The sequence below is a fragment of the Streptomyces sp. NPDC002935 genome, from assembly GCF_040611295.1.
Classification (GTDB): Bacteria; Actinomycetota; Actinomycetes; order Streptomycetales; family Streptomycetaceae; genus Streptomyces.
In genome coordinates this window covers 77,568-91,521 of the sequence record NZ_JBEXNW010000009.1, presented here as the reverse complement: position 1 = coordinate 91,521, position 13,954 = coordinate 77,568, and the positions used below count along the sequence as shown (strand labels likewise).

At 71.2% G+C, this 13,954-nt stretch carries 11 protein-coding genes; 7 read left to right on the top strand and 4 right to left on the bottom strand.

The window, feature by feature from the left end:
* Positions 1 to 13: 13 nt before the first annotated feature.
* The gene (locus ABZX90_RS14415) at positions 14 to 1,246 is read right to left on the bottom strand and encodes an MFS transporter (RefSeq protein WP_351120407.1); all 1,233 of its coding nucleotides are present in this window, start codon (positions 1,244 to 1,246) and stop codon (positions 14 to 16) included.
* Positions 1,247 to 1,445: 199 nt separating this feature from the next.
* Between ABZX90_RS14415 and ABZX90_RS14410 the strand changes: the two genes are divergently transcribed.
* The 4 genes from ABZX90_RS14410 to ABZX90_RS14395 all read left to right on the top strand — a co-directional run bounded on the left by ABZX90_RS14410 (position 1,446) and on the right by ABZX90_RS14395 (position 5,038).
* Complete coding sequence (locus tag ABZX90_RS14410) at positions 1,446 to 2,453, top strand: winged helix-turn-helix domain-containing protein (RefSeq protein ID WP_351120408.1); 1,008 nt, start codon at positions 1,446 to 1,448, stop codon at positions 2,451 to 2,453.
* Positions 2,454 to 2,462: 9 nt separating this feature from the next.
* Positions 2,463 to 2,960: a glutathione peroxidase gene (locus tag ABZX90_RS14405; RefSeq protein WP_355204752.1), complete on the top strand. Its 498-nt coding sequence runs from the start codon at positions 2,463 to 2,465 to the stop codon at positions 2,958 to 2,960.
* Positions 2,961 to 3,026: 66 nt separating this feature from the next.
* On the top strand, positions 3,027 to 3,893 hold the full coding sequence (locus ABZX90_RS14400; RefSeq protein ID WP_355204749.1) for a MerR family transcriptional regulator: 867 nt from the start codon (positions 3,027 to 3,029) through the stop codon (positions 3,891 to 3,893).
* Positions 3,894 to 4,036: 143 nt separating this feature from the next.
* Positions 4,037 to 5,038 (top strand): alpha/beta fold hydrolase, encoded by a 1,002-nt coding sequence (locus ABZX90_RS14395; RefSeq protein WP_355204746.1) that lies wholly within the window; start codon positions 4,037 to 4,039, stop codon positions 5,036 to 5,038.
* Here the strand turns inward: ABZX90_RS14395 and ABZX90_RS14390 are convergent.
* Together ABZX90_RS14390 and ABZX90_RS14385 are read right to left on the bottom strand one after the other, a co-directional pair.
* A complete protein-coding gene (locus tag ABZX90_RS14390; RefSeq protein ID WP_351120416.1) occupies positions 5,035 to 6,912 on the bottom strand; it encodes an MFS transporter in 1,878 nt (625 codons plus the stop codon). The two genes, ABZX90_RS14395 and ABZX90_RS14390, sit on opposite strands and share 4 nt — an antisense overlap.
* A gap of 203 nt (positions 6,913 to 7,115) precedes the next feature.
* Entirely contained in the window at positions 7,116 to 10,040 is a 2,925-nt protein-coding gene (locus tag ABZX90_RS14385; protein ID WP_355204743.1) for a D-alanyl-D-alanine carboxypeptidase, read from the bottom strand.
* Between the two features lie 222 nt (positions 10,041 to 10,262).
* Here ABZX90_RS14385 and ABZX90_RS14380 point away from each other — a divergent pair, with 222 nt between their 5' ends.
* The 3 genes from ABZX90_RS14380 to ABZX90_RS14370 all read left to right on the top strand — a co-directional run bounded on the left by ABZX90_RS14380 (position 10,263) and on the right by ABZX90_RS14370 (position 12,815).
* A complete protein-coding gene (locus ABZX90_RS14380) occupies positions 10,263 to 11,018 on the top strand; it encodes a GPP34 family phosphoprotein (RefSeq protein ID WP_266759779.1) in 756 nt (251 codons plus the stop codon).
* A gap of 447 nt (positions 11,019 to 11,465) precedes the next feature.
* Positions 11,466 to 12,323 (top strand): helix-turn-helix transcriptional regulator, encoded by an 858-nt coding sequence (locus ABZX90_RS14375; RefSeq protein WP_351120418.1) that lies wholly within the window; start codon positions 11,466 to 11,468, stop codon positions 12,321 to 12,323.
* 282 nt (positions 12,324 to 12,605) lie between these two features.
* Positions 12,606 to 12,815: a DUF397 domain-containing protein gene (locus ABZX90_RS14370; RefSeq protein WP_351120420.1), complete on the top strand. Its 210-nt coding sequence runs from the start codon at positions 12,606 to 12,608 to the stop codon at positions 12,813 to 12,815.
* A 236-nt stretch (positions 12,816 to 13,051) separates the two neighbouring features.
* On the opposite strand, the gene ABZX90_RS14365 is transcribed toward ABZX90_RS14370, so the two are convergent.
* The gene (locus tag ABZX90_RS14365; RefSeq protein ID WP_351120422.1) at positions 13,052 to 13,891 is read right to left on the bottom strand and encodes a hypothetical protein; all 840 of its coding nucleotides are present in this window, start codon (positions 13,889 to 13,891) and stop codon (positions 13,052 to 13,054) included.
* Between the last annotated feature and the right edge of the window lie 63 nt (positions 13,892 to 13,954).

The window sequence follows — 13,954 nt, the reverse complement described above, 5'->3', positions numbered from 1 at the left end:
AACCTTTCCTGGTTCAGGGGGAGTTCACCTCTGATTGTCGTTCCCTTGGTGCGGACGGCTCCGGATATTGGTGATCCGGAGCCGCGGTACGGCGGCGGAGCAGTGCGGGGGCCAGGGTCAGCGTCACGGTGACCGAGGCGGCGGCCATGACGGCCATCGCCGTCGCGGGCGAGGCGAGTTGGGCGATCCCGCCCGCCAGCGCCGCGCTCACGCCCTGCATCGTGAGCATGCCCGCGGTGTGGAGCCCGAGGGCGTGGCCGCTGAGCTCGTCGGGGATCAGCGCGACCAGACGCTCCTGCTGGATCAGGCTCGACCCGAAGCCGACCGAGGCGACGGCGACGAGGACGGCGGCCACGGCCACGCCCGGACGGAGGGCGAAGAAGAGGTACGGCGTCGCGAGGAGCAGCAGGAAGGGGATGCCCAGGCGGGCGCGCACCCGGGGCGGCAGGAAGCGGCCGGTCGTCACGTCCCCGACGAACATGCCGAACGCCGCGAACGCGAACAGCGCGCCGGCCCGGCTCGGCGCGTACGACACGTACAGCGATTCGCAGCCGACGATCAGGCCGTTCGGTACCCAGAGCAGGAGATAGAGGGTGCGGCGTTCCGGTGAGGAGAAGAGACGGGCGTTCGTGCGCCAGGTCCGGGCGACGGACGGGCGGCCGAGGGCGCGGGGTGCGCGGGGTGTCAGGCCCAGCCGGGCGGTCAGGGCGGCCGCGAGGTACAGAGCGGCCGCCAGGAGGAGTGTGACGCGCGGGGACAGCAGGGCGACCAGGACGCCGCCCGTCGCGAACCCCACGACCTGGGCCACTCCGCTCATCATGTTGAACACCGAACGCCCCAGCAGATAGCCCTCCTTGGCGAGGATCTCGTTCAGCAGGCCCCACTGGACGCCGCCGCCGAAGGACTGGATCAGGCCGAGGAGCAGGAGGAGGGCGAAGACCGTCCAGACCGGGAGGCCGGGGATCGCCATGGCCGCCGTGCCGAGCCCGAAGAGGAGCGCGATACCGGCCACCGTCGCCCGCGGAGGCAGCCGGTCGGCGGCCGAGAGCATGGTGGTCGCGCCGATCACCTGGGCGAGCGAGGGGCCGAACATGCTCAGCGCGGTGAGCAGCGGCGAGTCCGTCGCCCGGTACACCAGGGTGGCGAGGGCCAGACCGCTCACCGTCGAGGCGGCGGTTCTGAAGCAGGAGGAGAGGAAGAGCGGGGTGAACTCCCGCGTGCGGAAGAGCTCGGAGTAGCTGCGCATGCGCGGAGTCTGCGGGGGCCGACGGGCGGTCGATATTGTTTCGCGCGGTGGCGAAACGTCCGGGCCGAAAGGGTCCCGTGGACCCGGGTCGCGGCGAGAACCGGGTCCTGGCAGGACGGGCCTGAGGAGACGAGCCTGAGGAGAAGGACCCGAGGAGCAGGGCCTGACGAGCAGGGCCCGAGGAGAAAGGGGTGCGGGGATGGGCTGGTGGCAGGTGAACGCCGACACGCTCGCCGGGAGCCGCTTCGTGCTGTCGCCGCTCGCGGAGACGTTCGCCTGTCTGAAGCTGCTGCACACCGGGACCGCCACGCACCCCGGTGAACGCGTCTGGCTGGGCGCCCACCTCCCCGCGTACCGGAAACGGCTGGCCGCCGACCCCGTCACCGCGCTCCTCGTCCGCTGCGGGCTCGGGCGGGCCTGGATCGCCGACTTCCTGACCCCGACCCCCTACGGCGACGAGACCTTCGAGGCCGAGGTCGCCCGGGTGCGGGAGGCCCCGCCCCGGGACGCCCGCGCCCATCTCGCCCGCGCGGTCGGCGGCCCGCTGCCCGCGGCTCTCGCGGACCGCGACGATCTGCCCGAGCGGGCCGCCGCGCTGCTCACCGCCGTCTGGGAGGAGTCCGTACGCCCCGACTGGGAACGGCGGCGGCGCGTCCTGGAGGCCGATGTGGTGGCGCGGACCGCGCAGTTGGGCCAGGGCGGCTGGGCGGCGGCACTGGACGGACTGCGGCCGGGAACGCGCTGGCTCGGCGACAACCGGCTCCAGGTCAACCTCCACGAGTACCCGCCCCGCGAGATCTCCGGCGCCCAGCTCGTCTTCGTGCCCGTCACGCCGAAGGCCGGCTGGCTGTCCTGGGAGGAGTCCCGTCGCTACGCCGTGGTCTACCCGTGCACGGGGGCGCTGGCCGACGTACGGACCGAGGCGGTGCCGGAGAGTCTCGGGGCGCTGCTCGGGACCGCCCGCGCCGGTGTCCTCGTCCTCCTCGACTCCCCCCTGTCCACCAGCCAGCTGGTCGCCGTGACCGGGCAGGGGCTGGGGTCGGTCGGGCGGCATCTGCGGGTGCTGCTGGACGCGCGGCTCGTGGTGCGGCGGCGGGCCGGACGGTCGGTGCTGTACTCGCGGACGGCCGCCGGTGAGGTGCTTGTCACAGCGCAGCGCGAGGGACGGAGCGGCGGGACCGGCGGGACCGTCACCTACCGGAGTTAGCATCCGTTTATGACTACTGACAACTCTGTGCTCGACGTCGAGATCGGGTCCCTCCAGGGGGGCTCCGCCGATCTGGCCCAGTACGCGGGCAAGGCCGTCCTCATTGTGAACGTGGCCTCCAAGTGCGGGCTGACCCCGCAGTACGCCGGTCTTGAGAAGCTGCACGCGCGCTACGCCGACCAGGGCTTCACCGTCCTCGGCGTGCCCTGCAACCAGTTCCTCGGGCAGGAGCCCGGCAGCTCCGAGGAGATCGCCGAGTTCTGCTCCGCGACCTACGGCGTGACCTTCCCGATGACCGAGAAGGTCGAGGTGAACGGCGACGCGCGGCACGGGCTGTACGAGCGCCTGGTGGGCACCGCCGATGCCGAGGGGCACACCGGCGACATCCGCTGGAACTTCGAGAAGTTCCTGATCGGGCGGGACGGCACGGTCGTCGGCCGCTTCTCCCCGCAGACCGAGCCGGAGTCGGCGGAGCTCGTCTCCGCGCTGGAGAAGGCGATCGGCTGAGCCCTGCGGTTGACCTTGCCCCTGGGGCAAGGGGGAGCGTCCCTGTCACCGGGCGGAAGGCGCCCGGTGACGGAGGATGACAGGGTGGACAAGGACCTGCTCACCATCGGCGCGTTCGCCTCGCGGGCGCGGCTCTCGGCGAAGGCCCTTCGGCTGTACGACCGGCTGGGGCTGCTGCCCCCGGCGTACGTCGACGCGGTCAGCGGCTACCGCTACTACCACGCCGAGCAGACCGAACGGGCCCGGCTCGTCGCGCTGCTGCGCCAGCTGGACATGCCGCTGGCGCGGATCGCGGACGTGGTGGAGGCGCGCGGCGGCGAAGCGGCCGCGCTGCTCACCGCGTACTGGGACGGTGCCGAGGCACGGTTCGCCTCGCAGCGGGCGCTCGCCGACTACCTCCGTGGACGTCTTTCCGGGAGGAGTTCCGAGATGTACGAGAAGTTCGTCGTCGAGACCGCCGAGGTGCCCGAGCGGGTCGTGCTGACCGAGAAGCGGCACGTCCTGGCGCCCGAGCTGCCGGTGTGGATCCCCGGCTCGCTGGGGCGGCTGGAGGAGGGCGCCCGGGAGGCCGGGGGTGTCACGGGGCCGCCCTTCGTCGTGTACTACGCCGAGGTCAGCGTGGAGAGCGACGGGCCCGCCGAGTCGTGCGTGCCGGTCGCCGACGAGGCCGCGGCGCGGGCCTGGGCGGAGCGGCAGGGACGGGCCACCGGAGCGGAGGTGCGGGTCGAGCCGGCCCAGCGCATCGCCTACGTCCGCATCACCAAGGCGCAGGTCGCCCACCCGCAGATCCTGGCCGCCTTCGAGGCGGTCGAGAGCTGGGTCACCGAACAGGGACTGTCCTACGACGGCCCGTGCCGGGAGATCTACTTCGCCGACTGGGACGCGGCGGGGCCCGAGGACGCGGTGTGCGACGTGGCGTTCCCGGTGAAGTGAGGCCACGGCGCGGCGCGGCCACCGCGCCGCGCCCACCTTCGTGTGATGCAGCGCCCACCTTCGTGTGACATTGCGGGCGTCGCACCCGGCAGCCGTGTACGAGTGGGAGTTTCGGTGGTCTCGTCCCCTCTCGGGAGTTCGCTGTGCCTTCTGTCGCTTCCTCGCTCACCGTTCCCGCCCAGGCGCCGGGAGGCGGGGCATCCACGGAAGTCGAGGAGCGCCGGCTCTCGTGGGAGGGGTACGCGTACACCGCCCGGGTCGCGCGGTACGGCACCCCCGTCACGGAGCCGCTGCTCGTGCTCGGCGGGTCGGACCAGACGCGGTACTCGTGGGTGCGGCACGAGCGGTGGCTCGGGGAGCTCGGCACCGTCGTCACGGCGGACCTGCCCGGGTTCGGGGACGCCGACTTCCTGCCCGCCGAGCACGGGATCGACTTTCTCGCCGAGTGCGCGGGACACCTGCTGCGCGAGCTCGGGCTCGGCCCGGTGAACCTGTACGCGGGCTGTTACGGCGGGGCGGTCGGGCTCCGGCTGGCCCAGCGGTATCCGGAGCTGCTGCGCCGGGTCGCCGTGCAGGGGATGTCGGATCACATTCCGCGCTGGTTCGCCGAATCGCTCGTGGGATGGGTGCGGCTGCTGGAGGAGGGGCGCGTGGAGGAGACCGCCGAGGAGTTCGTGCGGTGCTTCGTGCCGCCGCCTGGCGACCGGACCGTGCGCAAGCACGCCGCGCTGACCCGGCTGATGTACCGGCAGTTCGCGGCACAGACCTCGCGCGACGTCGCCGTGACGGTGGAGCGGAACCGGCGGCTGCTCGCCCACGAGTGGTACCGGCGGGCGCCCGTCCCCGCCGTCCCGTATCTCGTGTTCACCGGCGAGCACGACACCCTCACCACGCCCGACCTGGTCCGCTCGGTGGCGGCGGACCTGCCGGGCGCCCGTTTCACCACGATCGCGGAGTGCGGGCATCTGGCCCATCTCCAGCGGCCCGAGGACTTCTGCGACCTGCTCGTCCGCTTCTTCCGCGACCGGCCGCTGGAGGACGCGGGCCTGCCGTACTGCGGCCCGTTCGAGCGGAACCAGCCGGACACCGCCGGCCCGCTCGGACGGTCGAGGCGGTTCCAGGGCCTGTCCTGGGGCAGCTCCTAGTGCAGTTCCTCCGGGCACGGTGTCCCCCGGGGGAGCTGGTACGGCGCCGCGAGCCGGTAGGTGCCCGGATCGGGAGCCAGCAGCTCCGTCCACGTGTCGCCCGCCGCGGTCTCCTCCGTCGGCATCAGACAGCCGTTGAGGTTGTCGTACGTCTTCGAGGTGCCGTCCGCGCGGTTCTTCGACGCCTTCGTCTCCTGCGGCGGCTTCAGGCTCTTGCCGTCCGCGTCGACGATGCTCAGCCACGGCGAGTACGGGATGCGGATGAGGATGCGGCCCGCCTTCTTCACCTCGATGGTCAGCTCACCCTGCTCGGCGCGGTCGACGACGGCGTTCGGCTCGGCGAGCGGGGTGGGGTCGGTCACGGTGAAGAGCTGCCAGTTGGCGTCGCCCCAGACCTGCCGCAGATAGGGCATGCCCCGCTGGACGAGCTCGCGTTCGCGCTGGCCGCCGTCGCCGTCCGGTTCGCCCTTGGGCAGCACGACGTAGTGGATGGCCCAGCGCTGCAGCCACTCGTGGTAGTTCGCGGAGTTGAGGGTGTCGTCGTAGAAGAGCGGGTTGCGCTCCATGTCGGCCTGACGGTTCCAGCCGCGGGCGAGGTTCACGTACGGGGCGAGGGCGGACGCCTCGCGGTGCGAGCGGGCGGGGACCACCTCGACGCGGCCCTTCTCGGCGTTCACCACCTGGAGCTGGTTGACGAGCGGGGCCACCTCGCGCGCCCAGGACGCCGCCGGGGTCGTGTGCACGATGTCGTCGACCGCCTTGAAGCCGATCCAGCCGTTCAGCCCGACGAAGGCGAAGACGATGACGTACCACTTGCGCGACTTCGGCACGGTGAAGGGCAGCGCGGCGATCAGGGCGACGCCCGCGAAGAGCATCGCCAGCCGGGAGATGTTCGTACCGATCTGGGAGCTGATCAGCCAGACGAGGAGCACCCCGAGTCCGTACACCCCCGCCGTGATCCGTACCGTCTTCCACTCCTTGGGGACCAGGAAGAAGACCAGGGCGGCGTAGCCGAACGGGAGGATGGCCGAGTAGTACTCCATCGGCTGGGTGCCGGAGAAGGGGAACAGCCACGCCGAGACCGCGACCACGATCGCCGGCGCGATGCCGAGGGCGTAGGCCCCGGGGCGGCGCTTCTGGAGGAACAGGGCCACCGCCACCAGGCCCACGAAGAGTCCGGCGACCGGCGAGGCGGCCGTCGCGAGCGCGGCGAGCGGCGCCGCGCACAGCGCCTTCGCCCAGCGTTTGTAGCGCCAGCGGTAGGGCCAGCAGAAGACGACGGCGACCGCGGCGAGCGCGAACACCGTGCCGAGGCCGTACGTCACCCGGCCCGAGATGGCGTTGCAGAGCAGCGCGAAGACACCCGCGCCCACCGGAGCGGCCAGGTTCCGGACCGCCCGGCTGCGGATCAGGATCATGGTCAGCAGGCCGGCCGAGAGCGTCCCGGCGATCATCATCGTCGTCCGGACACCGAGCACCGACATCAGATACGGCGACACCACGCTGTACGAGACCGGGTGCATTCCGCCGTACCAGGCGAGGTTGTACGCCGAGTCCGGGTGCCGGCCGACGAACTCCGCCCACGCGTCCTGCGCCGCCAGGTCACCACCGCTGTTCGCGAACGTGAAGAACCACACGACGTGGAGCACGCCGGCGAGGACGGTGGTGAGGAGGACGGGACGGCGGCGGAAGAGGTTCAGCCCAGCGGTACGGGCCGACGCGAACGGTGTGGTCCCGCCGGGACCTTCGCCGTCGCCTCCGCCTCCGTCCGCGTCACGGACCACCTCGCGGGTACGGCCGTGCAGCGGTATTCGCGGGCCGGTCTCGGGGCCCGGATCGGCGTCGTCGGCGTGTGTCGGCTCCGCTGTCGCCACTGCAAGGTTCTCCCCGTGTCCCGTTCATCTGTTCTGGGCCGGGACCCGCGGCTCGCGAGCAGCCCCGATTCTCGCGACGCTAGCACGCGCCCCGCCGGACAGCGCCCGGCTGGGGCGCCGTCCGGCGGAGTGCGGTGCGAGTGCTGCTCCCCGGTGTACGTCACCGATGCGTGTACGTGTACGTCATCGGTCTGCGCGTCCGCTCAGCCGACGCGGGTCAGCTTCGCGCCGAGGCCGGGCTCGGCGAGGTCGGACTGGAGCGCGACGGGGATTTTCACGGCGTGGCTGGAACCGTCGCCGACCGTCAGCACGCCGACGACCGTGCCCGCCTTGCCGGAGTGCGGGACCGCCGCCTTCCCCTCGCCGATCGACAGCTCGGTCTTCAGACCGGGCCAGCCGACGGCCGTCATGTTCTTGGTGGCGACGACCGGGGTCCGGCCACCCAGCTGGTCGTCCACATAGCCGACGACCTGGCCCTTCTTCACCACGGTGGCGGTGGTCAGGCCCTTCTGGACCTTGTCGATCAGCTTCTGACTGTTGGTGAGCGCCAGGTGGAGGCTGTCCCAGACCTTGCCGGTGCCGGCGTTCTGGTTCATCACCGCGCCGTAGATCGTCTGCGTCCTGCCGTTCACGTTCTTGGTCGCGGCCCACACCAGGTTGCCGCCCGCGGGCGTAGACGAACCGGTCTTCAGGCCGATCACGCCGACCTGCTGCACCAGCAGGTCGTTGTTGTTGTAGATCGTATTGTCCAGCCCCGGGATATCCGCCTTGGCCATCCCGACGACGCTGCGGAACACGTCGTCCTGCATGACCTTCTTGGCCAGCTTGATCTGGTCGGTGGCCGTGCTGACCGTCGTCTTCTGCAGACCGCTCGGGTCGGTGTACGTCGAGTTCGTCATGCCGAGGTCCTTGGCCGCGGCGTTCATCTTGGCGACGAAGGTCTTGTTGTCGGAGTCCCAGCGGGCCAGCAGCCGCGCGACGTTGTTACCGGAGGGGATCATCAGCATCTGGAGCATCTGGCGCTCGGTGAACTGCTGGCCCTTCGACATCGCCGCCGTCGACTCGTCCGGCAGCTTCGACTCGTCCTCGGCCTGCTGATCGACGGTGATCTTCTCGCCGTCCTCGTTCCCCTTGAGCGGGTGCTCCTGGAGGATCACGTACGCCGTCATGATCTTGGCGACGCTCGCGACGGGGGCGGGGGTCTGCTTGCCGTCGGTCCCGAGGCTGCCCACGCCCTCGACCTCGATCGCGGACTGGCCCTGACCGGGCCAGGGCAGGTCGAGGGTGCCGCCGTCGAAGGTGTACGTCTCGTCGGCGGTGAGCGTGAGACCCGCGGCCGGCAACGGACGGAAGGCCTGTGCGACCGCAAAGATCACTGCGAGCAGCAGGACCAGCGGCGTCCAGATCTTGACCCGCCGCACGAACGTCCGGGCCGGGGTCTGCGGCGGCGGAGGAGTGTTCGTCAGCTCGGCCAGCAGGTCCAGCGGGGGCTTCGGCGGAAGCGGCTGCTGGGTGGTGCGCTCGGGGCCGACCCGCGGCATGGCGGTGGTGGCCGCCGCCGGCTTGTCCGCGGCCCTCGGGGCGGGGGCGGGCCTCGGCGCGGGCTTCGGCCACGCCGGGGCGGCGGGCTCGTCGTGCCGCTTGAGGGGGACGAACCTGCTGGTGCGCTCGGGGTCACCGCCGGGCTTGGCCCCGCGCTCGTCGGCGGGCCGCTCGTCGGCCTCGGAGGCGGGCTTGGCGGCGGGCTTGGAGGCGGGTTTGTCCGCGGCCGACTTGTCCGCGGCCGACTTGTCCGCGGCCTTGGAGGCGGACTTGTCTGCGGACGCGTCCGTCGGCCCGGTCGCGGGCTTTCCACCGGCCGGCGGCCGGGTGGCGTCACCCAGCTTGAGCATGGTGGTGGGCTGGTCGACGGCCGGGGGCCGCGGAGCCTTGAAGATGGCGGTGGGCTGGTCGACGGGGGGCTCGGGGGCCGCGTCCGCGTCCGGCGTCTCGTCGGACTCCGTGGCCGAGCTCTCGTCGGAGTCGCTGTCGGGTCGGCCCTGGGGCGCGGCCTTGAGCTGGTCATCGGCGGCGACCCCGGGCTCGTCCTCCGGTGCGGAGGCGGCCTCCCGTGCGGAGGCGGCTGCGTGCCGGTCCTCGGACTCGTCGCTCGGTGCGGCCTCGGTGTCGTCCTCGGGTTCGGACTGGTTCTCGGGTTCGGACTGATTCTCGTCTTCGGGCTCGGGCTCGGGCTCGGGCTCGGGCTCGGGCGCGGCCTCAGCGTCCTGTGCGGCCCTGGAGGCGGCCTTGGAGGCAAGAGCAGCGTCCAGCGCGGACGTCGGGCGGGGCGTGTCCTCGGGTTCGGGTGCGTCCTCGGGCTTGTGCTCTGCGGAGACTTCACCGGAGGCGGCTTCCCGCTCCCCCTCGGGGGCGCTCTCCTCGTCGGTGTCGGGGTCGGCAGCGGGTCCGGCGGCGGCCGCTGCGTCCGTGTCGGACGTGTCGGACGGCACGTCGGACGCGTCGGACGCGCCCTCGGACCTCTCCGACGTCTCGGGCTCGCCCGGCTCCCCGGCAGACCCCTCCCCGGCGTCGTCACCTGGGGTGTCGGCCGTGGTGTCGGCCGTCGGCCCGGCGCCGTCCGCGTCCGTGCCGGGCCCGTCGGTGGCCTCGGCGTCGGTCGTGGCGCCGTCACCGTCCTCGGGGCCGGCCGCGGCGTCCGCGCCGGTCGCGCCCGCCGGAGCGGGCTCGTCCGATCCGGCGACCCACGCGGCGACCGCCGCGCGCAGCCGGGTGTCGCCCCCGGCGCTCTTCCCCCCGGCGGCATCGGCGGTGTCCGCGGACTCGGCGGTCCGCTCGGACTCCGAGGTCCGCTCGGACTCCACCGTGCGCGAGGCCTCCGCCGACAGCGACTTCGTGGAGAACACCGCCGTCGCCTGATCCACCCGCACCGTGGCGGCCCGGTCACGGGCCATCGCCAACCGGGGGTCGGCCGAAGCCGAGCTCTGGTTCGACGTCGACACCGGCGCGCCCGACCGCGCCGGACTCGGAACCGACGCCGGGGTCACCGGCGTCGGTTCTGCCGACGACGCCGACGACTCGTGCTGCTTCGACCTGTCGGGGGACTCGCCCGCCACCGATGCCTCCTCCATGCGACGCACGCCCTCCGCGCGCCGAAAACGAACCGTCAAACCCTTGAACCGCCGCCCGGACATCGCTGTCCGAACCATGTACCAGTGTCCTGTGTGAGGGCTTGACCCCTGCGGTAGACGAGAACGACATACCTGCCGGTTCCCTCATATTCCGGTCAGGCGCCCTCGACAGACCAATGTGAGAGGGGTCACCCTGTCATTCATCCACGCGGGGAGGCATGGATGGGCAAGAGCCGCAGAACAATTCCGGAGGAGCTTCTGCTGTTGGCGTTGGACCCGGCCACGGGTACCACCGCGCAGCCGCAGTCGCTCGACCTCGGTCTGGCCGGAGCACAGCTAGTGGAGCTGGCGCTGGCCGGACGGATAGCCCCAGACGGGGATCGTATCGCCGTGGTGGTGCCACGGCCGACCGGAGATCCAACACTGGACTGTGCGTTGGAACTGCTTCGCCGACGCGGAGCACCCGTACGCGCGGTCAACTGGATTGGCGGACCCCGACTGGGGCTTCGCCAGACCTACCTTTCGCATCTGGAGAGGTGCGGCATGGTCCATGCCGTGGCCGGCCAGATGTGCGGGGTGCTTCCGACGACTCGCTACCAAGCGACGGACACGGATATCAGCCGGGAGATCAGAACCCGGCTGGACAACGCGATCCGCACCGGCGTCCCGCCGGACCCGCGGACCGCGGCGCTCGCCGCGCTGGCCCATGCGGTCGGTCTCGGCAAGCACCTGTATCCGGGGAACGAGGGACGTTCGTCCCGCTCCCGGCTGCGGGACCTGATCAGGCACGACCCCATGGGCGGCCTCGTGGCACACGCCGTGATGGACGTTCAGAACGGTGTGGCCGCACAGCCACGCCGCAGCCCGGCACCGGCAGGCCGTCCGGCCACCGCCGGAGTCAGGTCCGCACCGGAGACCGCCCGCGGTGTTCCGATGCAACCGCGCCATGGTTCGATGGCGCGCGCCGTGGCCCACTGAGCCGCAGTCCCACGGCAACCCGCACCACCACCGCACCTCCGCGGTGCCAGCAGTACCCGCACCGCCAGCACCGCCAGCACCGCCGTAAACATGAGCGCCGCACCGCAGTCCCCTTGATCCGGTTCGGGAGCCGCTGGTTCGCGCGGGGCGGTGGGACCGTACGTCCGGACGACGACACGGTCCCACCGTCCCGCGCGGCCGCATGCGAAGGAACCGCGTCTCCAAGGCGGTCGCGTCCGCCTCCGCGGGACCTGGTCGCCGATCTCTCACGGGAGTTCGCGGGACCCCGGAACAACCCGCGCACGGCCGCGTATACACGCCGAATCCTCGAACGCGCGCCCACCCAGCGCATATACGCCGTTTCCCAGCGGTAGAAAGCACCTTGGTGGCAATCTGCTCAACAGCAGATACGCAAAGTACAGGCCCGTAGCCGGAGGTGCACGTCCCGTGGCGTCAAGTGTCAATCCCACTGTCCGGCGGCGCCGGCTGGGTCAGGAGCTGCGCCGGCTCCGCGAACTCAAGGGCATGACGGCCGAAGAGGTCGCCGAGCGCCTGCTGGTCTCGCAGTCGAAGATCAGCCGACTGGAGAACGGCAGGCGCAGCATCAGCCAGCGCGACGTCCGCGATCTGTGCGGGGTCTACGAGGTCGAGGACCACCGGATCGTCGACTCGCTGATGCAGATGGCCAAGGACTCGCGCCAGCAGGGCTGGTGGCACTCCTTCGGCGACATCCCGTACAGCGTCTACATCGGTCTGGAGACGGACGCCGCGAGCCTGCGCGTGTACGACCCGCAGGTCGTCCCGGGTCTGCTGCAGACCCGGGCGTACGCCGAGGCCCTGATCGCGGGGGCGCTGCCGGAGACCGCGCCGGCCGACATCGACAAGCGCGTCCAGGTGCGACTGAAGCGGCAGGAACGAATCTCCGCCCCGGACAACCCGCTGCGTCTGTGGACCGTGCTCGACGAGGCCGCGCTGCGCCGCGCCGTCGGCAACCGCTCCCTGATGCGCGAACAGCTGGAGTACCTCGTCGAGCAGTCCCAACTGCCGCACGTCACCGTGCAGGTGATCCCCTTCGACATGGGCGCGCACCCGGGTCTGAACGGCCAGTACGCGATCCTGGAGTTCCCCGACGCGGCCGACTCCAGCGTCGTCTACATCGAGGGCGTGACCAGCGACCTGTACCTGGAGAAGGCGAACGACGTCCAGAAGTACAGCGTGATGTACGAGCATCTGCGGGCACAGGCCCTGAACGTGGAGCAGTCGCGTCAGTTCATCGCGGACCTCGCGAAGGAATACGCGCGCTGAGCGGCACGGGGGCGGCCCCTGAGGTCGCCCTCGGTCGATGAGGTGCCGGACCCTACACCTTGGCCGCCCTGGCGCGGAAGACCCCAATGGAATATGCCATCCAGTCGAGTGAATAGTCGCTTCGTCAGCCGATGTTGGCGAGTAGCGTCGATCACGCCACCGAGGAACAACGTTGGCGCAAACCGAACTGCGGACTTCCTGACGGATCCGCAGCTCGGTGACAGCGCGTCGATGGCGTCGATGGCGGCAACTCATCGAAGAACGACTGCTTCTGGAGCGATCATGGCAATTCAGCAGGGCGCCACCGACACGTGGACCAAGTCTTCCTACTCCACCGGCAACGGCGCCTGCGTCGAAGTCAAGTCCCCCGTTCTCTCGGCGATGGCCGTACGGGACTCCAAGGTCCCCGCCGGGCCCACACTGGCCTTTCCCGCGGACGCGTGGAACACCTTCGTGGCCGAGGTGAGCCGAGGAGCTTCCGGCCTCGTGTGACCCCACAGGGCTCGTACAACTTCATAAGCTCCACCGAAAGAGCCCTCTCGACCGGCCCGCCGTCCTGGCCGAGGGGGCTTGGCCCCCTTTTTTTCAGGCTCGGTTCGCCTCCGGGGCGCAGGAGTCGGTGTCGAGAAGCCGACCGTGCTCGACCCCTCCTTCGTCGGGGCCTCCGCGCGCTCGGCTTCTCGACACCGACGCGCCCCTTCGGCTCACTTGCCGTAAGGCACCCTTCTTCAGCGCAGCCGGTCCGCATAGGTGTCCGTTCCCGGCACGGTGGGGATGAACGGGGCCACCAACTCCACTCGCCCCAGGCCCGATTCGGCCACGGCCTCGTCCAGGCCCGTGAAGCATGCCTCCCAGCACTCACGCGGATCCGCCTCCAGGAACCACAGCAGGGTCAGCCGGGTGTCCACGCCCTCGACCTGCTTGACGTAGGTCATCCGGTCGCCCGGGAGCGGGGTCGGCCGGAAGAGGGTCACCAGGGCGGCGGGCGAGCCGGCCAGCCGCCCGGGGAGATGGCGGGAGCGCAGCCACTCCAGCAACTCGGCTCTCCGGTCGGCGGATTCGGCGTCGACGACCTCGACCACGAGGCCCGCGTAGGGGTGGTCGAGGGCATGGAAGTCCCGGGGGCCCGCGGCGCCGTCGCGGTAGACGGTGGCCTCGTGGTCCTGGAAGGCCGTGAAGACGTGCGTACGGTCCTGGTAGACGCGGCCGTCGCGGTTCAGCCGTTTGTTGATGCCGACGGTCCACTTCATGTGGTCGTCGTAGCGGCCGTCGGTGACCCAGTAGGTGGAGAGGTAGCAGCCCGCGGTGACCGGCTGGGCGACCGCCGACTTCTCGGGGTAGCGGAGCAGCTGGAGGTCGCGGGTGGCCACCCAGCGGCGTCCGGCGTACATCCAGGGCATGGCCATCGCGCCCGCGTAGTAGTGGTCGTCCTCGTACCAGCGGTTGTAGGCGTACTCGTGGCCCGGGTGCGGTTCGACCATGGTGATCAGGGCGTGGCCCGGGTGGACGCCGTACGGGCCAAGGGCGGCCAGCTCCGCGTATGTCTCGCTGCGGGTCTCCTCCGACATGACGATCCCCTTCCTCGGTGGAACGTGCGCGGTACTTCCTTCCTCCGCCGGACGCCCATACTC

Bases quoted from the DNA above. Each gene is read 5' to 3' on its own strand.
- ABZX90_RS14415 (WP_351120407.1), bottom strand. From the start codon at position 1,246: ATGCGCAGCTACTCCGAGCTCTTCCGCACGCGGGAGTTCACCCCGCTC.
- ABZX90_RS14380 (WP_266759779.1), top strand. From the start codon at position 10,263: ATGGGCAAGAGCCGCAGAACAATTCCGGAGGAGCTTCTGCTGTTGGCG.
- ABZX90_RS14365 (WP_351120422.1), bottom strand. From the start codon at position 13,891: ATGTCGGAGGAGACCCGCAGCGAGACATACGCGGAGCTGGCCGCCCTT.
- ABZX90_RS14410 (WP_351120408.1), top strand. From the start codon at position 1,446: ATGGGCTGGTGGCAGGTGAACGCCGACACGCTCGCCGGGAGCCGCTTC.
- ABZX90_RS14385 (WP_355204743.1), bottom strand. From the start codon at position 10,040: ATGGAGGAGGCATCGGTGGCGGGCGAGTCCCCCGACAGGTCGAAGCAG.
- ABZX90_RS14370 (WP_351120420.1), top strand. From the start codon at position 12,606: ATGGCAATTCAGCAGGGCGCCACCGACACGTGGACCAAGTCTTCCTAC.
- ABZX90_RS14405 (WP_355204752.1), top strand. From the start codon at position 2,463: ATGACTACTGACAACTCTGTGCTCGACGTCGAGATCGGGTCCCTCCAG.